Source organism: Nitrosomonas eutropha (genome assembly GCF_003201195.1).
Lineage (GTDB): Bacteria > Pseudomonadota > Gammaproteobacteria > Burkholderiales > Nitrosomonadaceae > Nitrosomonas > Nitrosomonas eutropha.
On record NZ_QICQ01000001.1, the window covers coordinates 128,134 to 151,524 of the forward strand.

The window sequence follows — 23,391 nt, forward strand, 5'->3', positions numbered from 1 at the left end:
TTGACAAGATACATAACCTGCCGCCATTCTCAAACATAAAGATACGAATAAGGGAAACAATCAGCCCCTATGGGTATTAATAACCTCGGAGGTATATCATGAGTAACGAAAAATCTTATACGGGCAACTGCTTTTGTGGAGCAGTTCAATTCACAGTTACTGGAGAGCCCGCTGCTATGGGTTATTGTCATTGTGAATCGTGCCGGCACTGGTCTGCAGGGCCAGTCAATGCGTTTACTTTGTGGAAGCCCGAGGCAGTTAAAATTACACAAGGTGCTGACAACATCGGAACCTATCACAAAACACCAGCAAGTTATCGTAAATGGTGCCAAACCTGTGGTGGCCATCTTTTTACAGACCATCCAGGCATGGGACTCATCGACGTTTATGCAGCATTACTACCGGAATTGCCTTATACACCCGAAGTTCATGTGCACTACCAGGAAACGGTATTGCACGTCAGGGACGGCTTGCCAAAAATGAAAGACCTGCCAAAGGAGATGGGTGGATCAGGTGAAAATGTAGAGGAATAACATAATTTTCACGAATAATCTTGCGATCAAATGAATACCACGCCCATCTATACCACTGCTGAAATTCGCGAGATTGAATCGCTAGTGCTATCCGTACCCAATCCGCCGCTATTGATGGAGAAGGCAGGGTTGGCGGCAGCAGAAATTGCCCAAGCCCGATTGCTGACAGGGAACAATCATCGGATATTGATTCTGGCCGGACCGGGTAACAATGGCGGGGATGCGTTGGTGGCTGCGCGCCATTTGCATGGCTGGGGAAAACAGGTAACGCTGGTGTTTACCGGAGAATCCGCACGGCTGTCGCGGGATGCCAGACAAGCGCTGGAACAATGGCAATCCATCGGTGAAATGATCCATCGGGAGATTCCGGCTAATGGCCAATGGGATGCCGTGATAGACGGCTTGTTTGGTATCGGCCTGAACGAAGCACGCCCGCTGGAGGAAAGGTACCAGCAACTCATCGGGCAAATCAATCATCTGAATCTCCCGATACTGGCGCTCGATATTCCCAGTGGTTTGCTGAGCGATTCCGGTCGTGTGTCGGAGGTTGCGGTTAGGGCAGCGATTACGGTTACTTTCATCGCCCTCAAGCCAGGCTTGCTGACGCATGACGGCTGCGATCATTGCGGCGAAATCATTGTGTGCAATCTGGAGCTGGACACCACCACACTGCTTTCTCCACGGAACTGGCTGTTGGATCGAGCGAGTATTGCCTCGAGATTGCCGCCTCTCCGACAGGCAAACAGCCATAAAGGTACTTACGGTAGACTCGGAATTCTGGGCGGAGCCGGCGGCATGATTGGTGCGGTTCTGCTGGCCGGGCGTGCTGCACTCAATCTGGGAGCGGGACGAGTTTATCTGGGGCTGCTGACGCAGGAGGATGCACCGGTAGTTGATCTGACCCAACCTGAGTTGATGTTGCGTCCCCCTTCCGGCTTTTTTGAGCCAGATTTTCTGGATGCTCTGGTAATTGGTCCCGGCTTGGGGGGAGAAATCGCTGCGTGCATTTATCTGGAACAAGCGCTGCAAACCAGCCTGCCATTAGTGCTGGATGCTGATGCACTCAACTTGATTGCCTGCCATACAGAGCTCAGCAATGCCATCAAGGTACGTGAAGCACCCGCCATACTCACACCCCATCCGGCAGAAGCAGCCCGTTTGCTGAATACAACCACTGTTGAAATACAGCACAATCGGCTGGAGGCCGCCCAAACCCTTGCCCGACAGTTTAATTGCATCATCGTCCTGAAAGGGGCGGGTAGCATTTGCGCTTTTCCGGACGGACATTGCCATTTCAATACCAGTGGCAATCCTGGTTTAAGCACTGCTGGCACTGGTGATGTCCTTTCAGGTTTTCTGGGTGCATTGCTGGTGCAAGCATTACCTCCGGAAAATACTCTGTTATTGGCCGTTCACTTGCACGGCGCAGCAGCGGATACACTGCTGGAACAGCAACATGGCCCTGTCGGCATGACGGCATCGGAAATTATTCCCGCTGCCCGCCACCTGCTGAATTGCTGGATCGATCAGAAAACCTCCGGGTACCGATATGCCCGGTTTGGCGGGCAGTTCAAACCAAACAACCAATAAAATACGGACAATCAAGCCCAGCAGTACTGAAAAGCCAGGTATCCACCAGCATCGTGCGGATCTGACAACTGCCGAACCAGAGCAGTAATCTATCCGGCTGGAATTATTGAACCGCTACATGCCGCTGTGGTAAAGTGCCGTCAAACTGGCGGCAGCCTTTGTCGCATTTTACCCATTGGATTCCCCGGTTAGACTCTGCCGATCGCGCTTATTGATAGATAGTGAAACAGCATGGCGGTAACGTGCCTGAAACACTTTAAGATCAGTATCCCGTAGACAACAACGCATGGTAGCGCTTGAAAATTTCGTGAAAGACACTTTACAGTTTGTGTCGGATATCAACCAGATTTGGCGAACGACAATCGGAAGTAGTTTTAATGATCGCGGAGCCGGCTTGTGTCAGTAAACAAAAATACTTAACCGATGCGCGAATTTTCAGCAACACCAATAGAAATGTTCGTCAGTCTCTGGCGAAATCGCAGCCTGGTTCATGCCTCTGCCAAACGGGAAGTGCTGGGGCGCTACCGTGGCTCTGCTTTAGGATTGCTGTGGTCCTTTTTCAATCCAATTTTTATGCTGGCTGTGTACACTTTTGTATTCAGAGTGGTGTTCAAGGCGCGCTGGAATACCGGCAGTGATTCCAAAACCGAATTTGCCTTGGTACTGTTTGCCGGTTTGATTGTATTTAACCTGTTTGCCGAGTGCATCAATCGCGCCCCCGGGCTGATACTCTCCAACGTTAACTATGTCAAAAAAGTGGTCTTCCCGTTGGAAATTCTGCCCTTCGTTGCGCTACTTTCCGCCCTTTACCACGCAGTGATCAGCCTGATTGTCTGGCTTGTGGCCTACCTGGTCCTGTTTGGCGTGCCGCACGCTACCTTATTATTTCTTCCGCTAGTCATTTTGCCATTTTGTTTATTCATCATGGGCCTAAGCTGGGCCCTGGCTTCACTGGGAGTATTTTTGCGGGATGTATCTCAATTCATCGGCGTCCTCACCACGGTATTGATGTTCCTGAGCCCTATTTTTTACCCGGCAACTGCCTTGCCAGAAAACTATCGGCACTGGCTGTACTTGAACCCGCTTACTCCGGTCGTCGAAATGGTTCGGGATGTACTGTACTGGGGAAAAATACCTGAGTTCGCCATGTTAGGACTCTACTGGCTGGCCACTGGCTTCATCGCTTGGCTGGGCTTTGCCTGGTTTCAGAAAACCAGAAAAGGATTTGCGGATGTTCTTTGATATCAATTCAATCATAAATTATTCCTGTTAAAGGCATGCTGGCCCACAATCTATCTCGCTACATCCCTGCGAGCCTCGTAATCACCAAGTAAATCAGTATTCCCAAGGGGTGGAGAAAGCCCATATAATTTCCAGCGAACATCAACAAATGAGACTCTCACCGTACACACAGCGGATCATTTGCGAAAGCGATCAGGATATCTTTGGCACCGATGCCTATGTCAAAGTATTCGGTTCCAGGCTGGATGATAATGCTCGGGGCAATGATATTGATTTGCTGGTTGAACTGCCATCTATCACGCAGGAGGTTGAACGCAAAGCTCTGCAGCTTATCGCCAGACTGCAATACTGATCGGTAACAACAACATTTTTCACAAACCCTGGAGATAGTTGCGAAGAAGGCAAACATCTTGCTATAGCTGGCATAACTTGTTCATGCAGAAGAATACCGTTTTGTTGTGAATTTCTCGCTTCGGCCTATCCAGTTTGATGAGACTCTGTTTTAATTTTCACACGTGAAAGAATTATGAGCAGCATTATCAAGACTGAAAATATCGAATGCATGATTGAGATCATTCGAGACCAGAGAGTCATACTTGATTACGACATTGCACGTATATATGGTGTTGAAACTAAACGTATAAACGAAGCTGTCAAAAATAATCCAGATAAATTTCCACAAGGTTATTTCTTTGAACTGAATGCTGAGGAATATGCTAATTTGCGGTCGAAAAAAACGACCGCAACCTTCGCCAAGGTTCGCGTACCTCCCAAGGCGTTTATCGAAAAAGGCCTCTATATGCTAGCCACTATTCTAAAAAGTCAGGACGCAACGCAGGCCACGCTCAACATTATCGAAACCTTTAGTAAGTTGCGTGAGCTTTCTCGCAATGTTAAGGAACTCGCTAACTTAGAAGACAAGCCAAAGCAAAAGACACTTATGCAGCGGAGTGGCGAGCTGATTGCTGAAATCTTGGATGGTGATCTGCAAACGCGAGACGCAGAAACCACTATTGAGCTGAATTTCGCTGTCCTGAAATTCAAGCACACTGTCAAAAAAAGTGGAGGTGGTAAAAGCTGAAGGGCCGCTTCAGTTGATAGCTAAAATGGGCACATTAGCATTACCAATTTGGGCAAGATCTGCAATTACACCGTACCATCATGGCTCGCCCTATCCTGGATCCCGAGGCGTTTGCACACGTACACATTGCTGGATGCACCGGAATAACCTGATCACTGCTGAGGCGCCGGGAATCAGCCGGCGGATGGCAAGTTACTGCCGTACCGCGCACAAAGCCATCCCGCGCACTGTCTGCAGCCCGCACTCGGGGAGCTCCCGTTTCGTTGCGATGGTGACGCTGCTCTCAACCATGGGTTTGTTGTTGGTGAAATATAGACTGCTCGCGATGATCCGGCCAGTTGTCTTTACGAAACTGTAAGGTTTTAGTCGCAACCTCGAACGTAGTATGGCGGGAAGCAATACAGAACTGCTTTATTTCTTTTGTTCTATGACACTTTGCTGATGAATCACGATCATGGCTACAAACTATTGTTCTCCCACCCTGAAATGGTGGCGGATTTGCTGCGCGGTTTTGTTCGGGAAGATTGGATAAAACACCTGGATTTCTCCACGCTGGAGAAGATCAACGGCAGCTATGTCAGTGATGACCTGAGAGAGCGGCACGATGATGTCATTTGGCGTATTCGCTGGAGAAAAGATCAGGCAGGAGAAACGGAAAGCGACTGGCTGTATATCTACTTGCTGCTTGAATTTCAGTCTACCGTGGATTGGTTCATGGCAGTGCGGATTATGACTTATGTTGGTCTGTTATATCAGGATCTGATCCGCAGCGAATCGATTGGCACAGATAAGCGGCTACCGCCGATACTGCCAGTGGTGCTGTACAATGGAGAACCACGTTGGCAAGCGCCGGTGAATATTGCCAATCTGATTATGCCAGTACCGGGCGGGCTGGAACGCTATCGGCCGCAGTTGCATTATTTACTGTTAGACGAAGGTAACTACAGCGAACATGAACTGACCAGCCTGCACAACCTCGCGGCAGCTTTGTTCCGGCTGGAGAACAGCCACACTCCGGAAGATGTCCAAGAAGTATTGCAGGCGTTGATTACCTGGCTACAATCGCCCGAGCAAAGTAACTTGCGACGTGCATTTTCTATATGGATACAACGGGTATATCTGCGCAACAGAATGCCGGGAATCAAATTTGACGAAGTTCAGGATTTACAGGAGGTACACAGCATGCTTTCAGAACGTGTCAAGGAATGGACCAAAGACTGGAAACAACAGGGAATTGCAGAGGGACTTCAAGAAGGTTTGCAAGAAGGTTTGCAAAAAGGTTTGCAAGAAGGTCTACAAGAAGGCCTGAAAAAAGGACGACTGGAGGGTGAGGCTGAGTTTCTACAGTATTTGCTGGAGCAGCGCTTTGGTTCTGGTGCAATCAGTGAAGCAGTACGCAAGCGAATTGAGGCGGCAGATACACGTACTTTGCAGCGCTGGGGAAAACAGATACTGACAGCACAAACCATCGAAGAAGTTTTTGAAGCGTAATGGTTTCTATGTTTGCGTATCCTTCCACCCTGTTTTTGCGAGGCGGTACGCCGAAGCAATCCAGCAGCGACATCAGCAGAATACGTGACGTACCCTTAACCCCGACCACAACCATGCTGGATCTCCGCACTGGTTGCACCGCCTCGCGAAGACGGGATTATTCAGGCAGCATACGAGAAAATACTGTCTTTATGGATCCTAACAGACCTTTAGCTGCGAGAGTAGCGTGGTAAAAGAAGTAATCCAGCCACTCCCTCTTTTGTCGTCTTTGCAAAACCCAACAGGTTGAAACAATCCAGTAAAATACAGCTTTTACTCCCATCAAAACGTAATGCCAATCCGGATTGACAAGCAATCTTCAAAAGAAAAATCAAGAGAGAATCTGTTTGCAGCAAGCAATAGAAACACAGGGGATAACATGAAATCTATCCCGAGCAGTACAAGGGTAATTGGCCGTTGCCAGTACCAGTTCAAATCACCGGTGTTCCTCACGTCTTTGCACGCGGCGTTCAATTTCATCGCGCGTGGGCAGTGTTTTCAGATCGTAGCTGGCCTGCAAAGCAAGCCAGGAAGCAGCATCACCCCCGAAATAATGCGCCAGCCGTTCAGCAGTATCAGCGGTAACGGCGCGCCGCTCCTTGACGATTTCATGAATGCGGGTGGCTGGCACACTCAAGGCAATCGCCAGAGCGTTGACACTTATTCCAGCTGGAATCAAAAAATCTTCACGCAGTACCTCACCGGGATGGACGGCACGCATGCAGTTTACAGGTCTAGTCATGGTTATTTCTCAATGATAATCAACAATCTCTACATCGGCAGGACCAAGATCAGACCAAGTAAAGCATATACGCCATTGTGCGTTGATACGAATGCTCCATTGACCTTCCCGGTCGCCAGCCAGTTTTTCCAGCCGATTTCCTGGTGGAGAACGCAAAAAATCAAGTGTTTGTGCTGCCTCCAATTGTGCCAGCTTACGTTCAGCTGCAGCTTGGATAGCACTAAAACGCTGAGGATATTCACCCTCAAACACTGCTTGCGTACTCTTACATCGAAAAGACTGGATCATGCAGCCCATGATGTTACGTCAAACGTAACACGTAAAGCGAGAAAAATTTCAGGCTATCTACCCTGCTATGGGCAGTCAGCGGAGGCAGCGTGAACAAAGAACAGAACGACATCGCCATTCGCGTGGAAAACCTCAGCAAGTGTTATCAAATCTACGACACCCCGCGTGACCGGCTCAAGCAATTCATCCTGCCTCGCGTGCAGCGCGTTATTGGTAGACAGCCGAAGCAGTATTTTCGTGAGTTTTGGGCGCTTAAGGACATATCGTTTGAGGTGAAGAAAGGTGAGACTATCGGTATTATCGGGCGTAACGGCAGCGGTAAATCCACCTTGTTGCAAATGATCTGCGGCACACTCAGCCCGACTTCTGGCAGCATTACAACCCATGGTCGCATTGCAGCGCTACTGGAGCTTGGCTCCGGATTTAACCCGGAATTTACCGGGCGTGAAAACGTCTACATGAACGCATCGGTTCTGGGTTTGAGTCAGGAAGAAACGGATGCGCGCTTTGATGATATTGTCGCATTTGCCGATATTGGTGAGTTCATTGAACAACCGGTCAAAACTTACTCCAGCGGGATGATGGTGAGATTGGCTTTTAGTGTAGCCATCAATGTGGCCCCTGATATTTTGATTGTCGACGAGGCGCTTGCAGTAGGTGATGCTGCATTCCAACGTAAATGTATGCGTAAAATCGGTGAGTTAAGTGATAGCGGAGTGACCTTGCTATTTGTTAGCCATGATTTAGAGACGGTGAAGAAAATTTGTAGTGAGGCACTTTATCTGATCCGAGGGGAGATGATCGAGTTTGGCGTAGCTAAGCAAGTTTGTATCTCATATGAATGTGATTTATTTGGAGCATCTAAGAAGTCAGAAACATCTCAGATAGAAGCTCAGGCGGATTTATCGAACTCAGATCAGGCGATCTTGGATCCAGATTTGCTTGGAACCAATGAAAAGATCTATGGGGATGGCCGTTCCCAGATTACGGGTGTTATGGTTACAAATAAAAATCGGCATATAACAAATGTTCTGAATGCAAATACTGAGTTTATTGTATCTTATAGGGCAAAATTCCTAGCCGAGGTGTCTTTCCCTATTTTCGGGATGATGATTACAAACCGAGAAGGCGTTTGTATCTTCGGTACGAACACAGAAAATCATTTAGTTTCCAAACGACATTTTGCAGAAGGTGATGAGGTTGTAGTTGAATTTCATCTAACAAATCATCTTGGCCCAGGGATTTTTTATCTTACTTGTGGGATTTATACGACAGAAAATAGTGATAGTCTGATATACCTTCAGCGTCGCATGGATGTCCTTATAATAAAGGTCATCGCGGATAATGATTCATGTATCGGGGGAGTTGCGAACCTCAATTCTAAAATTGTAGTCACTGAGTAAGATTTTTGTAATGCTGAGCGAAATTCAAGAAAAAAAAATAATGGGAGTGGTTTTTATACATTCGCTTTTTCGTTCGGGTAGTACATACTTTTACAACGCATTAAAGAGAACCGAGGCATTCCATATTTATCACGAGCCGATGCATGAAGTTATAGCATCGCTTCCTGGTACATGGAATGAACTAACTGGCCGCAAGGATCAGCTGAAGTCAACGTTGCGCCATGATTTCCTGATTGGCAGTTATTTTGATGAATTTTCCCATTTGCTACCAAGCATTAAAAAAGTCTTCGAACCAAAGTTCAGTTTCGACTATTACTTCATGGAGGCTGGTAGCAAAGCGCCTGATCTTAAGATTTATATTGATTTGTTGACTGATGGCGCTTCTAAACCTCCTATCCTTCAGTGCACTAGAACATGTGGACGAATTGATTGGTTAAAAGAAAACTACAAATCCAGTCATATCTTCTTGCTTCGAAATCCATGGGATCAATGGTATTCCTACAAAGTTGACCCTTATATCGCTACTACTCCGCGCATTATTTATTTACAAAGTAATCTTCCTGGGGTTTTACGGGCTGTTTTTGAGGCAAGTGAGGCTGTATCTTTGAAAGGGAGCAACACTCAAGAAAAGGTTGCTTATGGTATTAGTCATCCTCTTGCCTCAAACCAAGATTATTTTCTTTTCTTCGGGCTATGGTTGCATTCTTTTATTTGCGGTGAGCGAGAGTGCGATGTATTCATCGACATGGATGAGCTAAGTTCGGCCGAAGTGTACCGGTCGAAATGCCTTGCTAAATTAGAAGAGATTGGTATTCAGTCAATTGATTTTTCGGATGCTAAATTACATCGAACGGTTTTTGATGTCCGGGAGCGGGATAGGTTCTTTATAACAGAAAATCAAATTCTTGAAATTTATCGGCAACACGGAATTTTTATTGGTGCAGCACGTGAATATTTGGAAAGATCACGACAAAAATCTTTTGTTTCGATCGAAAAATCAGATGCGCCTACTTCAGGAATTCTGGAAGATGCATATCGGATGCGAGAGCTGTTGGTAGTTCGCGATGGGCAAATTGCCAGCCTGAGCCAGACTGTGACTGAGCGCGATGGGAAAATTACCAGCCTGAGCCAGACTGTGACTGAGCGCGATGGGCAAATTGCCAGCCTGAGCCAGGCCGTAACTGAACATGAGATGGCTATTCAAGTAATTAAGACAAGTAATTCCTGGAAGATTACGGCGCCACTAAGGAAAGTAAGCAACATATTTAAATGGAAAGAAATTTTGTGTACGAACCAAGTGAGTGAAAATCTGGTGATTGTGCCTGAGCCAAGCGCATTCTTTACTATTTGCTCAAAGAATTTCTTGGCTCATGCGAAGGCTCTGTATTACTCAGTTCGGCCACATTATCCGGATTCCAGATTTTTCGTTGTTCTGTGCGATCGAGTTGATGGCTTCTTTGATCCTTCGCAGGAGCCATTTGAATTCATTTTCCTTGAGGATTTAAATCTGTCTAACCTCGCTGAAATGGCGAACCGCTACAACATTACAGAATTTAACACTGCTGTAAAACCTTTCGCGTTTATATACCTAATGAAGGGTTTTCATTTTGATTCGGTTGTCTATCTTGATCCTGACCTGTTTTTTGTCGATAGAATGCACGAATTGGATCAGCTCCTGGCTGATGGTGCAGAGGCGGTACTTACTCCGCACATCCTGCAGCCAGCAGAGAATGATGAAATTCATGATGGAAAGATGTTGTTGTACGGTATTTATAACCTGGGATTTCTCACGTTACGAAACACGCCGGTTGTTATTGCGTTTCTAGAATGGTGGGGAAGGCGCCTGGAAAGAGATTGTGTGATTCGTTTGGAGGAGGGCCTGTTTGTTGATCAAAAATGGGCAGATTTGCTGCCTGCTTTCGTTCCGAGCGCACGAATCCTCCATCATCCTGGGTACAACGTTGCCTATTGGAATCTTCCTCAACGCAAGATCTCACGGGAGGCTGATCGTTGGTTTGCCAATGGTCAGCCTCTTCGATTCGTGCATTTTAGTGGGAACAAGCTTGATGACGTGACAACCTTTTCGAGACACAGCCAGCAAGTAACGATTGATAATATTGGAGCTCTACGCGAGCTGCTTGATGCCTATCGTGAAGAGGTTTACAAGCAAGGGCATGCATTTTATCGATCTCTTCCTTATGCTTACAGTTGGAATGGAGTGGCAGGGATCAATCTCCATACACCAAAGGAATTAGATCTCGCATCCAATGAGATTCAACCAGTTACTTCGGTTGAAGGTGCGGCTGCTGTTGCCACACTGCATCTTGGTGTTTTTGCCAGAGCGCATCGTCGCTATTCTGTGTTACGCCAGGCTGCGCCAATTGCAAAACATCTGTCTGGTGGGTGGATGCTCTTTTTGCATCGTGCGTGGAGAGCTTACCGGCGGCATGGCTGGGATTACGTCAAGTCAAAAGCCGTGGAGCTCAGCAGCTATCGCACATCTCCGCCAATCCAAATAGTTGATAAAGCTGACCAATTAAGAGATCAACGAGATCATTTAAAACGGCTTTTATACTTAGACTGGGCGATTCCCAAGCCCGATCGGGATGCAGCTTCGGTTACCGCTGTAATGTTGTTGCAGATTTTTGATTCGATTGGCTATAAAGTTACTTTTATTCCCTGTAGTCTTAAGTACGAAGAAGGCTACTATGAGGATTTGATTGCAGCCAATGTTAAGGTCATGACGTACCCCGCAATCCAGTCCGTCAAAGAGTGGCTGGAGAGCAATGCAGAAAATTTTGATGTTTGCGTCATGGCCAGGGGGCCTGTTGTATGGCCATATCTTGAGACGATCAAGTCGTGTGCACCGAATCTTCCATTAATATTTAATACGGTTGATTTGCATTATTTGAGGGAGCTTCGGCAAGCTGAGCTGGCAAATAACAAAGTGGCTCACCAAGCTGCACTTGTAGTACGGGATCAGGAGCTCGAACTCATCGACAAATGTGATCTGACAATTCTACTGAGTAACGACGAGTTATACACAGTGCGAGAAATGAGATCTGAAGCACCATTAACTGTGTTGCCCGTGGTTTTCAAGGATATTCCAGGATCGTCCACCCAGGGGCATGAGCAACGTCGCGATATCCTCTTCATTGGTAGCTTTCCGCATAGTCCGAATATTGACGCAGTCATCTACTTTGCAGAATTGATTTTCCCAATCATTAAACGCCAGATTCCCGACATACGCTTCAAGGTAATCGGCGCGAACCCGCCCGAGGAGATCGAGCGGCTCGCTGCCATCCCGGGCATCGAGATCCTTGGCTTTGTCAAGGATCTGCAACCGGTGTTTGCTGATATCCGGCTCACGGTCGCTCCCCTGCGTTACGGCGCGGGCATCAAGGGCAAGATCGGCACCAGCCTTTGCTATGGCGTTCCCTGCGTGGCGACGCCTATGGCGGTCGAAGGCATGGGCCTGACAGCAGGATTTAACGTGCTCGTGGGTGAATCACCCGAAGCGTTTGCCAGCGCAGTGTGCGATGCCTATCAGAATGCCGGGCTCTGGCAGACTCTGAGCACCGAAGGCTACAAATTCGCAGTCGAAAATTATTCAGTTGACGTAATCCAGGAGCGTGTTCGCAATCTGCTGTTTGCAGTCAACAACCGCTGGTATTTGATTCACAATGTCGTGGAGTTAGACGGTTGGGGGGCCTTCAAGAAGCACGTCGCCAAGATGGAGCACGAGTATGAACGGCGGATTCTGCGCGTGCAGGACTTGCTGCCCAACGACGGCTCAGACGGCTTCAGGACATCCGGCTTCTGCTGCGTCTGCGGCACACATACGCACTTCCTCACAAGCTTCATGTATTCTACTGGCAATACGCCAGACGGTAGGGCGATGCCAAACTGGCGCGAACATATGCAGTGCGAGCATTGCGGGATGGTTAATCACACGCGTGCGGCGCTTAATGTATTACACACCTATGCCCCACCTGAAATAGGGAGCCAGATTTACATTACGGAGAGGCTCACAAAAACCTATCAATGGCTTGCAGAGCGCTACCTGACACTACAAGGGAGTGAGTATTACGGACCCTCTCATCAACCCGGCAGCATTGTGGATGGAATCCGTCATGAAGACGTGATGAATTTAAGTTTCGCCGAAAATTCTTTCGATCGGGTTTTGTCTTTCGATGTGCTTGAGCATGTGCCCGACCCAGATCGCGCATTCAGTGCCCTTTTTCGTGTCCTGAAACCTGGCGGTGTGCTTATTTTCACGGTACCGTTCTTGTCGGACAGCGTGGTGGACGTCGTGAGAGCGACCCTCGAAGAAGATGGCACCATCACGCATCACATGCCCGCCGAGTATCATGGTAGCTCCGTCGATCCGGAAGGCGGCACATTGTGTTTCCGCTACTTCGGCTGGGAAATGCTGGACAAACTCCGGAGCGTCGGCTTCAGGAACGTTCGCTGTCTCGCTTTCTGGTCGGAGGAGCAAGGCTATCTGGGGCGTGAGCAATATATCTTTGTTGCGACCAAGCGATAGCAGAGAGGCTGTCGACATTCGCGATGAAAAATAATTCAACCTTGTTTATAGTGGGCGCCAGAAGCTACGTTGGTGGCGCCTTGTTTGCGAGTGCAAGCAAGGTGGGCTCTGCCATCGGTACGTCATCCTTGGGCGGAAACGACCTTCTGCCGCTCCGCCTGGATGCACCTGCTGAGTTTGATTACGGTCAGATTCATCCCGGTGATGTCGTGCTGCTGACCGCCGCTATTTCAGCGCCCGACATCTGCGCTCGCGAGCACGGCCGGGCGTGGGCGGTGAACGTCACTGGCACGTCGAGCGTTATCCAGAGCGTTATCAATCGCGGCGCCCGTGTGATCTTCTTTTCAAGCGACGCCGTCTATGGTGAGCGCGAGGATGAGTTTGATGAGCGCGCTGCATGCAACCCGGTTGGGGAATATGCGGTAATGAAGCACGAAGTCGAACAACGCTTTGCTGGAAACGCTTCGTTTAAAGCGATTCGCCTATCTTATGTGTTTTCACGTGAAGATAAGTTTACCCGTTACCTTGCCGGATGCGTCCAGCGAAACGAGCAGGCTGATCTGTTTCATCCTTTCTCCCGCGCCATTGTTCATCGTGATGATGTGGTGGCTGGGGCATTGACACTAGCCGAACATTGGGATGATTCTCCTGAACAAATTATCAACTTTGGTGGCCCACAGATTCTTTCTCGGGTGGATTTTGCGGAATGCCTTCGCGAGATTCATTTCCATGATTTGCGGTTCAAGATAATTGAGCCCGATGCAGATTTTTTTAAAAACCGACCCCGCATTATCGCGATGACATCACCAATCTTTGCCAGACTACTCGGACGGCCGCCGCACAGCCTCTGTGAGGCAGCTCAATTAGAGTTTGCATTGCCATCAAAGTAACTAACAAAAGAGTTTTATGACCAAGAAAATACTGATTACCGGCATTACCGGGCAGGTTGGCTCGCAGCTTGCCGATTACATATTGGAGAACACACCCTATGACGTAATTGGTCTGATGCGCTGGCAAGAGCCTATGGATAACCTTTACCATTTGACTGATCGGATCAACCGAAAAGACCGGATCAGCTTGTTTTATGCAGATCTCAATGATTATTCCGCGATTGCCAGGATGATCAGAGAAATCCAGCCTGAATACATTTCACATCTGGCTGCGCAATCATACCCGAAGACTTCATTCAATATCCCTATTGAAACATTGCAGACAAACATTATTGGTACAGCCAATCTGCTCGAGAATATTCGGCAACTGAAAGAAGTTGATGGTTATGATCCTGTGGTGCATATTTGTTCCTCAAGTGAAGTGTATGGTCGGGCGAAGCCAGGAATTGCGTTATCGGAAGAGACTCAATTCCATGGTGCCAGTCCGTACAGTATCAGTAAAATCGGTACAGATTATCTTGGGCAATTTTACGGAGAGGCTTATAGGATTCGTACGTTTGTTACTCGCATGGGTACGCATTCCGGCCCCAGGCGTAGCGATGTTTTTTTTGAGAGTACTGTTGCCAAGCAGATTGCTCTAATTGAAGCCGAGTACCAGGAGCCGGTTATTCATGTTGGTAATTTATCGAGTACACGAACCTTTCAGGATGCGCGTGATGCGGTAAGAGCCTACTTTCTGCTGCTGGAGGCAAGTGAGCAAGGCAAGATTCCTTGTGGGGAATATTTCAATATTGCTGGAGAGGAAGCTTTCAAACTCCCGGAAGTGATTGAAATTTTGCTTGGGATGAGTACGCGGCGCGATATCCGGGTTATCACAGATCAGGAGCGGTTTCGTCCCATTGATGCTGATTATCAGATGTTCGATAACACGAAAATTCGATCAACAATCAACTGGAAGCCGGAGATCCCGGCTCGTCAGATGTTTGCAGATTTGCTGAATCACTGGCGGGAAGAAATTTCAAAAGGAAAAATTCCCTTGAATCGGTAAGCACTTTAGTACGCTTTTTATTTTGCTCCTCACAGAATAATCCAGGTAATGACAATAATCAGAAGTCGGGCACCACTGCGCCTCGGGCTGGCGGGTGGCGGTAGTGATGTGTCGCCGTACTGTGATGTTCATGGCGGCTATGTCCTTAATGCCACGATCGATCGCTATGCCTATGCTGTAATCAAAAGATTGGATGAAAATATTGTTCGTCTGATTGCAACGGATCAGCAGATGGAAATTTGCAGAGGTTTTATATTTCCACTGCCTTTGAACGGAAAACTGGATCTGCATAAGGCAGTCTATAATTACTTCATCCTGAATTACAATAATGGGATACCAATTTCCCTTGAACTGAGTACATTTTGTGATGCACCACCTGGGTCAGGTCTGGGCTCTTCTTCAACTTTGGTCGTTGCGATGATACGGGCCTTTGTTGAGCTGCTGAATTTACCCTTCGGTGATTATGATGTGGCTCGCATTGCCTTTCAGATAGAGCGTATTGAGTGCGGTCTGCTGGGCGGCAGGCAAGATCAATATTCAGCAACATTTGGTGGTTTCAACTTCATGGAATTTTATGCGGATGATCGTGCCATTGTGAATCCGTTACGCATCAAAAATTGGATTATCTGCGAACTGGAAGCTTCGCTGGTATTGTATTTCACTGGTATTTCGCGGGAATCAGCGAAGATTATTGCAGACCAAAGTAACAATGTTAATTCAGGTGTCACCGGTGCTCTGGAAGCCATGCATGGCATTAAACGCGAAGCTTTATTAATGAAAGAATGCCTGTTGCGTGGTGACTTTGGTGGTCTCATTGAATCAATGCGTATGGGTTGGGAAAGTAAGAAACGTTCAGCCAGAACGGTTTCCAGTCCTCATATTGATGCAATTTATGACGCAGCGATTCAGGCCGGTGCGCTGGCAGGTAAGATTTCAGGAGCGGGTGGTGGCGGTTTTATGTTGTTTTTTGTACCTACAGAAAAACGGATGGATGTGATTCGCACTCTGAATAATTTCGGCGGGCAGGTAAGCAACTGCCATTTCACCAAAAATGGTACACAAGCCTGGAAGGTTAAATGAGAAGCTACATTTATTCCCAGATTCAGGAAACCCAGCAGATCGTATCAGCTATGCTGGCGGATGAGGGGTTACTGTCCCGTGTTGAAGCAGCAGCCCAAGCTTGTATCGGCTGTATGCAAGCAGGTAATAAAATCCTGCTGGCAGGTAATGGTGGCAGTGCTGCTGATGCGCAGCATATCGCTGGAGAGTTTGTCAGCCGTTTTGCTTTTGATCGGCCGGGTCTGCCGGCAATTGCGCTGACTACAGATACATCGATTTTGACTGCCATTGGTAACGACTATGGCTATGAAAATCTGTTTGCCCGGCAGGTGCAGGCGCATGCGCAAAAAGGCGATGTATTCATTGCCTACTCTACTTCGGGCAAATCTTCCAACGTTTTGGCGGCATTGCAAATAGCCAGGCAGAAAGAAGTTATTTGTATCGGCATGGCGGGTAACCGGGGTGGCCCGATGAAAAATTTATGTGACCATTATTTAGACGTTCCGTCGGCGGATACGCCGAAGATTCAGGAAGGTCACGCCGTACTGGGCCATATCCTCTGTGGTTTGGTGGAGCGTACGCTGTTCAAGGCTCCCATTTGATGGAAGCCATTATTCTGGCTGGGGGGCTGGGCACGCGCTTACGCAAGGTTGTGGCCGATGTACCCAAGCCCATGGCGCCTATTGCGGGTCGTCCATTTCTGGAAATTCTGCTTGATGTGCTGGCACGTAAAGGTTTCAAGCGGATCATCCTCTCGGTAGGATTCATGGCAGAGAAGGTCAGTAGCTATTTTGGCTCGCTTCATGCAGGTATGGATTTGATTTATGTGATGGAAGATCAACCGCTTGGTACAGGCGGTGGGGTACGTCTGTCGCTTGAACAGGTGGTTTCTGACCATGTGTTTGTGTTTAACGGAGATACATTTCTGGATCTGGAAATCGATCAGGTGGAACAGCAATGGCAATCCAGGCGGCACCCGATTATTGTAGGACGGGCGGTGGCGGATACATCGCGTTATGGTCGTTTGCTTGTAAGTGATGGTGTGGTCCAGGGATTTGCCGGGAAAGATACCGCCGGGCCCGGACTGATCAACGCCGGGTGTTATGTATTCAAACGCCAACAACTGGATGATTTTCCTGCCGATCAACCTTTCTCACTGGAGTCTGATTTTCTTGCTCCGGCTGTGGCGCGTGGAGAATTTGATGTATTCGTCACGGCAGGGAAGTTCATCGATATTGGAGTGCCAGAGGATTTCCTGCGCGCGCAGACTGAACTGGCCGGATTTTGATCCGTGACCAATGCAGCACTATTCCTGGATCGTGATGGAGTGATCAATATCGACCACGGGTATGTTTATCAGTCTCAGAATTTTGAATTCGTGCCGGATATATTTGATCTGGTTCGTACAGCACGTAATCTGGACTACAAGATAATTGTCATCACTAATCAGGCCGGGATTGGTCGGGGTTACTATACCGAGGCGCAGTTTCATACGCTTACACAATGGATGCGACAGCGCTTTGAAGATCAAAATGCAAGCATCGATGCCGTTTATTTTTGCCCCTTCCACCCCGAGCATGGCGTGGGCTATTACCGGCAAGAGAGTGAGTTTCGCAAGCCTAATCCGGGTATGTTCTTTCAAGCAGCACGTGAGCACGGGTTGGATTTGGATCGGTGCGTGCTTGTTGGTGACAAGATCAGTGATATTGAAGCGGCCGCCGCTGCTGGTATTCCTGTGCGTTTTTTATTTCGTTCTACAGATTCTTGTCATGCAGCCATTTCCATATCGGAATTGGTAGAAGTGGAACAATTTCTTTTGAAAAATTTACTCGAACCTGATAAGCAATGATTCCAGTATTATGGAGATTTTGTGAAATAAAACTGCGAACCTGCTGCTATGAAGCTGAATATTGGGACTGTGCGAAGTGATTATGCTGGATTTAACAGCATCGCTCGTGTAGCTGAACAGTCGCACGGAGCATTTTCAGATTCTGTTGAAGTGGATTTCTCCAGTTGCGATTTCTTTGAAGCCAATATGGCCGCGCCATTATATGTCGTTGTAGCAAGACTTCGGGATGAATTGAACGATGTTTCACTCATCAATCTAAAGCCTGATTTAGATACGATCCTCAGAAAAAATCATTTTCTGACCAAATTTCAGAAGACGGCTCTGATAGATACCAATCAGACAACCGTTCCATTTAAAGTATTCAAGCTTCAAGCGGGGGAGCAGTTTTTCGAATATCTTGAATCTTACATGTATGGAAAGGGGATTCCGGCTATGTCAGCGGTGCTTACTAAACGATTTCAACAAAGTCTTTTTGAGATATTCCAGAATGCTGCCATCCATTCCAGATCAATATCTGGAATTTTTACCTGCGGACAGTTCTTTCCTCAAAAGCATCGACTTGATTTTACGATTGCTGATGCTGGGGTGGGTATACGAGATAATATTCGTCAATATACTGGAAATACAAAGATGAGTTCCTGTGCGGCTATTAAATGGGCGCTTACTGAAGGAAATACGACAAAAACAGGAAATCAACCTGGTGGCCTGGGTTTGAAATTGCTCAAAGATTTTATCCGGATGAATGAAGGAAAGCTTCAAATTATTTCTCGATCTGGCTATTACGAGTTCTCTGCGACTGGTGACAATTGTAAAAAGCTTGATCATGATTTCCCTGGAACATGTGTAAACATCGAGATTAACACTCAGGATACAAACAGCTATTACCTGAAATCTGAACTGAGCAGTAACGATATTTTTTGATTTTAAAGGATTCCATAATGAACGATCAGGTAAGTATCAGAGTTGCAGATCTTATTGGAGGGCCGCTGGGTATATCTGCTGAGGATGGGCAGAAGGTATTTGAAAAGGTATTACCCCTTCTAAAAAAGAGTAGGCCGGTAAACATTTCATTTGATCATGTGGACATGGTAATTTCTCTTTTTCTCAATGTTGCAATTGGCCAACTGTATGGCTCGTTCAGTGAGGATGAAGTAAAGGCACTGGTTAGAGTTGAAGGTCTTTCCGGGGACGATATGGAGCTTCTGAAGCACGTTGTTGACAATGCCAAAAAATATTATTCGAATCCGAAAGGTTATGATGCAGCATGGCAGGAAGAAGCGAGTGAAGATGAACAATAAGGTGTATGACCTGTCTTCTTATTCCTTTTCATCCGGAGAACAGATTCTGGTGGATACCAACATCTGGCTTTATTTGTTTCCTGCGCCTGGAAATCCTCAGCAATTTTTTGCTCATCAATATTCAGCTGCTTTTTCGAGGCTTGTCAGTGCCCGAGCACAACCTGTTCTTGATCCTATGGTGTTGAGTGAATATTTGAACCGCTATTGCAGAATAGAGTGGGAAGGAAACTTCAAATCACAATGCCGGACTTTTAAGCAATTCAGGCAATCTTCTGATTTTCAGAAAATAGCTTTATCTGCTCATATATTTGCATCAAAAATTCTAGGCGCTTGTCAAATCCATTCAATTCCAGCGGATCAACTGGATTTCAATCAGGCTTTGGCAGATTTTAAATCCAGACGGGTTGATTTCAACGATGCGCTCCTCATAGATATCTGCAAGAAGCAAAATATGAAGTTGATGACTAATGACGCTGATTTTCAACATGCAGGTATTGAAGTACTGACAACAAATCCCCGGTTGCTGAAAGCTGGTCTGTAAAGATCATCATAATTTCTCTGACATGTTATTGAAGGCTGCTGACAAGTTGAAGTAACGGCCTTAGTATTGCGGAAATGTTCTGGTTTGTACCATTGATGACCAGGCTGGGGTGTTCTGGTGGCTCGTAAGGGCTATTAATCCCTGTCATGTTAGGTAGCTGTCCACTCCGTGCTTTTTTGTACAATCCTTTGGGGTCGCGCTGTTCGCATACCTCTAGCGGTGTACTGATATAAACCTCGACAAAGTTTTCTTTCCCGATAAGTTGTCGGGCCATTTCGCGTTCCGCTCTGAATGGACTGATGAAAGCGGTGATCACGATCAGGCCGGCATCCATCATCAGTTTTGCTACTTCTGCAACACGGCGGATGTTTTCTACCCGGTCGGCATTGGTAAAACCAAGGTCTTTGTTTAATCCGTGGCGCATATTGTCGCCATCCAGGATATAGGTTCGTTTGCCTTGTGAGTGCAGCTCCTTTTCAAGTGCGTTGGCAATGGTGGATTTGCCGGAGCCGGATAATCCGGTGAGCCAGATGACCTTACCTTTGTGACCATTTAAACGTTCACGATCTTCACGACAAATGCTGAGGGCCTGCCGGTGCACATTTTGTGCCCGGCGCAGATTATGCATAATCAATCCCGTGGCTATCGTAGCGTGGCTGTATTGATCCACCAACACAAAATTGCCCAGTACGGGCAATGTGGTATAGGTATCGAATGCTACCGGATGGTTCAGCGCCAGATTGCATACCGTAATATCATTTTGTTTTAGCTGTTGGCATGCTTCGTGGGCGCCAGTATTTATATCAAGGCGATATTTGATGGTAGTAATGGATGCATCGGCTTGCTGATTCGCCAGGATTAGCTGGTAGTTTCGACTAACTAATCCTGGTTCAGCATGCGTCCAGATTACTACGGCAGTAAATTGATCCGTTGTTTCCAGAGGTGAATGCGCGGCTGAAATAACATCATTGCACGAAATTTTCACCTCTTTATCCAATGCCAGAGTGATAACTTCATTCGTACGCGCTTCAAATACATCGCTATTTAAAGTGCGAATATTTTTTACCTGCGCGATTTCTCCGGAGGCAGCAATACGTACCACGTCACCTATAGTAATTTGACCATTAGCGATCATTCCGTTGCAACGATCAGAGCGGATGTTCGCTGGATTGTTTTCTTGCACCAGAAATATGAAGCGGTTGTCAGTTATTCTTGCTGTTTCTATGGTTGTCAGATAGTCAATCAGTGAGAGGCCGTCATACCAGGGGGTATGGACGGAGGGATTGAGAACGTTATTCCCCTGAAGCGACACCGTGGGTATGATTGCGGTGCTTGCAAAATCCAGGTGACTGCACAGATCGTGAAAGTCCTGTTCGATACCGTGAAAGATATGGGGATCAAAATCCACCTGATCCATCTTGTTGACGCCGAGAATGAGATGGCGAATTTTGAAGGATGATGCCAGATAAGCGTACCATTTGGCCTGGGTTTGTATTCCGCAGGCGGCATCGATCAGAATGATTGCGACGTTTGCCTTGAAGAGTGCAGCATGTATTTCGCGGTTGTTTCTCTCGGGTGCTGTTGCAATGGTGATCGAGAATTCACGTCCTGTCGTTGAAAAAATGGACCAGGTTTCACTATCGACTGCGCCAGATTTGTGTTTGAAGTTGAAATTGTTGTCTTGTGCTGGTTGGTGGTCTGCTGCTTTGGAGAGAGTACTCAACAGGAAGTCGAATAGGGCACGCTTACCGCTACTTTTATCTACGCAAATGAGAACGTGCAGTCTGTCAGATTGAGTGGATGTTATTAGCGGTTTGGTTGTTAAAGTCTCTTCCTGATGCATTATTTGTTAGCAGGCTGATGTGGTTGGTTACGAAATATAATTTCATTATGCAAAAAATTGATCTTACCGCCTTGCTGACAGAATTGTTGCCGATTATTCAGGCGGCAGGTGACGCTATCATGGCAGTATACCGGGCCGGGGAGATTGATTTTCAGCAGAAGGCTGATCAAAGTCCGGTTACCCGAGCTGATCTGGCAGCGCATGATGGGTTGATGCAACGCTTGAAGTTACTGATAGCGGGCTGCCCGGTCGTATCGGAGGAAGATAAGACATCCCATCAATATCGGGATGATAAAAATCGTTTTTGGTTGATTGATCCGCTTGATGGCACTCGGGAATTTATTAACCACAATGGCGAATTTACCGTGAACATCGCTTTGATTGAAGAAGGCCGCAGTGTACTCGGCGCTGTATATGCGCCTGCTATGGATTGTATGTATTGGGGTGGTCCAGGTTTGGGAGCATTTAGAAGAACGGAATCAGGTACCCAGACGATTTGCGTGAGTTCGGGAGAGCCTGAAGATATTTGCCGTGTGGTAGCGAGCAGAAGCCATCTCGATGCCGGAACGCAGGCGTTTATAGATCGCCTGGGAGAAGTGCTGTTGTTACAAGTTGGCAGTTCCTTGAAATTTTGTCGCGTGGCAGAAGGCATGGCAGATATTTATCCGCGCCTTGCACCAACCAGCGAATGGGATACCGCAGCTGCTCAGGCTATTCTGGAGGGAGCGGGTGGCAAGGTGATCGACCTAGATGGGCGAGCATTGCGTTACGGCAAATCAGGCGTACTGAATCCGGCATTCATTGCCGTGCGCGATGTTGCATTGATTCCTGTTTGATTGGCTGTGGACAGTTCAGGGATGGCTGGGGACGAATTGAGTGGTTTGCTTGATCAACAAGTAGCCGTTCTGATGTGCACATACAATGGTGCACATTACTTGCAGGATCAACTTGATTCCATCGAAAACCAGAAATACAAGAATTGGTATTTATATGTATCGGATGACGGTTCGCAAGATTCCACGCGGGATATTTTGCGCGCCTTCGAGGCAAAAACGGATTGGCTGCGTGTTATTCAGGGGCCAAGAAACGGGTTTTGTCAGAATTTCCTGTCGCTGATTTGTAATGGATTGATCAAGGCGGATTACTATGCGCTGTCTGATCAGGATGATATCTGGCATGAAGACAAGCTTTTGCGTGCTGTTAAGGTGTTGTCCGATATTCCTTGTGAAACCCCGGCACTTTATTGCTCCCGGACAAAATTAGTGGATGAGCGGAATAATGAAACAGGCTTGTCACCCTTATTCAAACATGCTCCCGGTTTTCGTAACGCACTTGTGCAAAATATAGCGGGCGGTAATACCATGGTGTTCAACCATGCGGCCAGAAAACTCATGCTGGAAGCAGGGCCGGATGCTAATCCTGTTGTACATGACTGGTTTTTGTATATGGTCGTCAGTGGTTGTGGCGGTGTTGTGATTTACGATCCTGTTCCCAGCTTGTGCTATCGCCAGCATGCCGCTAACCTAATCGGAGCAAATGATGAATTTATTGCCAGGCTTAGGCGCTTTGGCCTGATGCTGTCTGGGATGCATCGACGGTGGAATACACGGAATATCGAAGCACTGTCAGGTTTACGTGAAAAACTGACCCCGGAAAATCGTTACATTTATGATGAATTTTCCCGTTTCCGTAATGCTTCATTATGGAACCGATTGGTGGGCTTGTATCGTACCGGGATTTATCGACAGACTCTTGCAGGAAATGTCACTTTGTGGCTGGCTGCGCTATTCAAACGTCTTTAATAGTGCTGTTGCATGATTACAATCTTTGTTGTCAATTATGGCCAATCACTTTGGTTGAGCATTGATAGCAGAAACAAAGGTGCCAGTCATCACTCCGCTGTGCCGG

The 23,391-nt window shown here is 47.3% G+C and carries 22 protein-coding genes; 19 read left to right on the top strand and 3 right to left on the bottom strand.

Translation table 11 applies throughout. From position 1 onward, the window contains the following. Nucleotides 1–98: 98 nt before the first annotated feature. The 6 genes from C8R14_RS00680 (at nt 99) to C8R14_RS00710 (ending at nt 5,937) form a co-directional block, all read left to right on the top strand. The gene (locus C8R14_RS00680; protein ID WP_011633277.1) at nt 99–533 is read left to right on the top strand and encodes a GFA family protein; all 435 of its coding nucleotides are present in this window, start codon (nt 99–101) and stop codon (nt 531–533) included. Between the two features lie 30 nt (nt 534–563). Continuing rightward, a complete protein-coding gene (locus tag C8R14_RS00685) occupies nt 564–2,123 on the top strand; it encodes a bifunctional ADP-dependent NAD(P)H-hydrate dehydratase/NAD(P)H-hydrate epimerase (RefSeq protein WP_011633278.1) in 1,560 nt (519 codons plus the stop codon). Nucleotides 2,124–2,546: 423 nt separating this feature from the next. Next, nucleotides 2,547–3,365 carry an ABC transporter permease gene (locus C8R14_RS00690; protein WP_110332530.1) on the top strand — a complete coding sequence of 273 codons (819 nt, stop codon included), beginning with the start codon at nt 2,547–2,549 and terminating at the stop codon, nt 3,363–3,365. A 148-nt stretch (nt 3,366–3,513) separates the two neighbouring features. Next, a complete protein-coding gene (locus tag C8R14_RS00695) occupies nt 3,514–3,717 on the top strand; it encodes a hypothetical protein (RefSeq protein WP_049753073.1) in 204 nt (67 codons plus the stop codon). A gap of 174 nt (nt 3,718–3,891) precedes the next feature. Then, entirely contained in the window at nt 3,892–4,446 is a 555-nt protein-coding gene (locus C8R14_RS00700; RefSeq protein WP_011633281.1) for an ORF6N domain-containing protein, read from the top strand. A 441-nt stretch (nt 4,447–4,887) separates the two neighbouring features. Continuing rightward, a complete protein-coding gene (locus C8R14_RS00710) occupies nt 4,888–5,937 on the top strand; it encodes an Rpn family recombination-promoting nuclease/putative transposase (protein ID WP_011633282.1) in 1,050 nt (349 codons plus the stop codon). A 475-nt stretch (nt 5,938–6,412) separates the two neighbouring features. Here C8R14_RS00710 and C8R14_RS00715 read toward each other — a convergent pair whose 3' ends face one another. Both C8R14_RS00715 and C8R14_RS00720 read right to left on the bottom strand, forming a co-directional pair. Beyond that, the gene (locus tag C8R14_RS00715) at nt 6,413–6,718 is read right to left on the bottom strand and encodes a HigA family addiction module antitoxin (protein ID WP_011633283.1); all 306 of its coding nucleotides are present in this window, start codon (nt 6,716–6,718) and stop codon (nt 6,413–6,415) included. Between the two features lie 9 nt (nt 6,719–6,727). Beyond that, nucleotides 6,728–7,015 (bottom strand): type II toxin-antitoxin system RelE/ParE family toxin, encoded by a 288-nt coding sequence (locus C8R14_RS00720; RefSeq protein ID WP_011633284.1) that lies wholly within the window; start codon nt 7,013–7,015, stop codon nt 6,728–6,730. An 80-nt stretch (nt 7,016–7,095) separates the two neighbouring features. Here C8R14_RS00720 and C8R14_RS00725 point away from each other — a divergent pair, with 80 nt between their 5' ends. Genes C8R14_RS00725 through C8R14_RS00775 form a run of 11 tightly spaced genes read left to right on the top strand, consistent with a single transcriptional unit; the run spans nt 7,096 to nt 19,640 of the window. After that, a complete protein-coding gene (locus C8R14_RS00725; protein ID WP_011633285.1) occupies nt 7,096–8,409 on the top strand; it encodes an ABC transporter ATP-binding protein in 1,314 nt (437 codons plus the stop codon). A 10-nt stretch (nt 8,410–8,419) separates the two neighbouring features. Continuing rightward, the gene (locus C8R14_RS00730) at nt 8,420–12,955 is read left to right on the top strand and encodes a glycosyltransferase (RefSeq protein WP_110332532.1); all 4,536 of its coding nucleotides are present in this window, start codon (nt 8,420–8,422) and stop codon (nt 12,953–12,955) included. A 23-nt stretch (nt 12,956–12,978) separates the two neighbouring features. Continuing rightward, entirely contained in the window at nt 12,979–13,845 is an 867-nt protein-coding gene (locus C8R14_RS00735) for an NAD-dependent epimerase/dehydratase family protein (RefSeq protein ID WP_011633288.1), read from the top strand. A 16-nt stretch (nt 13,846–13,861) separates the two neighbouring features. Next, entirely contained in the window at nt 13,862–14,893 is a 1,032-nt protein-coding gene (locus C8R14_RS00740; protein ID WP_011633289.1) for a GDP-mannose 4,6-dehydratase, read from the top strand. Between the two features lie 48 nt (nt 14,894–14,941). Beyond that, nucleotides 14,942–15,973, top strand: a complete 1,032-nt coding sequence (locus tag C8R14_RS00745; protein ID WP_011633290.1) for a GHMP family kinase ATP-binding protein — start codon at nt 14,942–14,944, stop codon at nt 15,971–15,973. After that, a complete protein-coding gene (locus C8R14_RS00750; RefSeq protein ID WP_011633291.1) occupies nt 15,970–16,554 on the top strand; it encodes a D-sedoheptulose 7-phosphate isomerase in 585 nt (194 codons plus the stop codon). Before C8R14_RS00745 ends, C8R14_RS00750 begins: the two co-directional genes overlap by 4 nt. Continuing rightward, nucleotides 16,554–17,240: a nucleotidyltransferase family protein gene (locus tag C8R14_RS00755; protein ID WP_011633292.1), complete on the top strand. Its 687-nt coding sequence runs from the start codon at nt 16,554–16,556 to the stop codon at nt 17,238–17,240. The genes C8R14_RS00750 and C8R14_RS00755 overlap by 1 nt, the downstream gene beginning before the upstream one ends. Nucleotides 17,241–17,243: 3 nt before the next feature. Further along, nucleotides 17,244–17,801, top strand: a complete 558-nt coding sequence (locus tag C8R14_RS00760; RefSeq protein WP_011633293.1) for a D-glycero-alpha-D-manno-heptose-1,7-bisphosphate 7-phosphatase — start codon at nt 17,244–17,246, stop codon at nt 17,799–17,801. Nucleotides 17,802–17,849: 48 nt separating this feature from the next. Beyond that, nucleotides 17,850–18,722, top strand: coding sequence for an ATP-binding protein (locus C8R14_RS00765; RefSeq protein WP_011633294.1), 873 nt, complete (start codon nt 17,850–17,852; stop codon nt 18,720–18,722). A gap of 17 nt (nt 18,723–18,739) precedes the next feature. Then, nucleotides 18,740–19,099 (top strand): STAS-like domain-containing protein, encoded by a 360-nt coding sequence (locus tag C8R14_RS00770; RefSeq protein ID WP_011633295.1) that lies wholly within the window; start codon nt 18,740–18,742, stop codon nt 19,097–19,099. After that, nucleotides 19,089–19,640 carry a type II toxin-antitoxin system VapC family toxin gene (locus tag C8R14_RS00775; RefSeq protein WP_041353399.1) on the top strand — a complete coding sequence of 184 codons (552 nt, stop codon included), beginning with the start codon at nt 19,089–19,091 and terminating at the stop codon, nt 19,638–19,640. Before C8R14_RS00770 ends, C8R14_RS00775 begins: the two co-directional genes overlap by 11 nt. Before the next feature lie 25 nt (nt 19,641–19,665). On the opposite strand, the gene cysC is transcribed toward C8R14_RS00775, so the two are convergent. Next, on the bottom strand, nt 19,666–21,483 hold the full coding sequence (gene cysC, locus C8R14_RS00780; RefSeq protein ID WP_082211236.1) for an adenylyl-sulfate kinase: 1,818 nt from the start codon (nt 21,481–21,483) through the stop codon (nt 19,666–19,668). A gap of 17 nt (nt 21,484–21,500) precedes the next feature. Here cysC and cysQ point away from each other — a divergent pair, with 17 nt between their 5' ends. Then, nucleotides 21,501–22,319: a 3'(2'),5'-bisphosphate nucleotidase CysQ gene (cysQ, locus tag C8R14_RS00785; protein ID WP_011633298.1), complete on the top strand. Its 819-nt coding sequence runs from the start codon at nt 21,501–21,503 to the stop codon at nt 22,317–22,319. 21 nt (nt 22,320–22,340) lie between these two features. Further along, a complete protein-coding gene (locus C8R14_RS00790) occupies nt 22,341–23,285 on the top strand; it encodes a glycosyltransferase family 2 protein (protein ID WP_011633299.1) in 945 nt (314 codons plus the stop codon). The last annotated feature ends 106 nt before the right edge of the window (nt 23,286–23,391 follow it).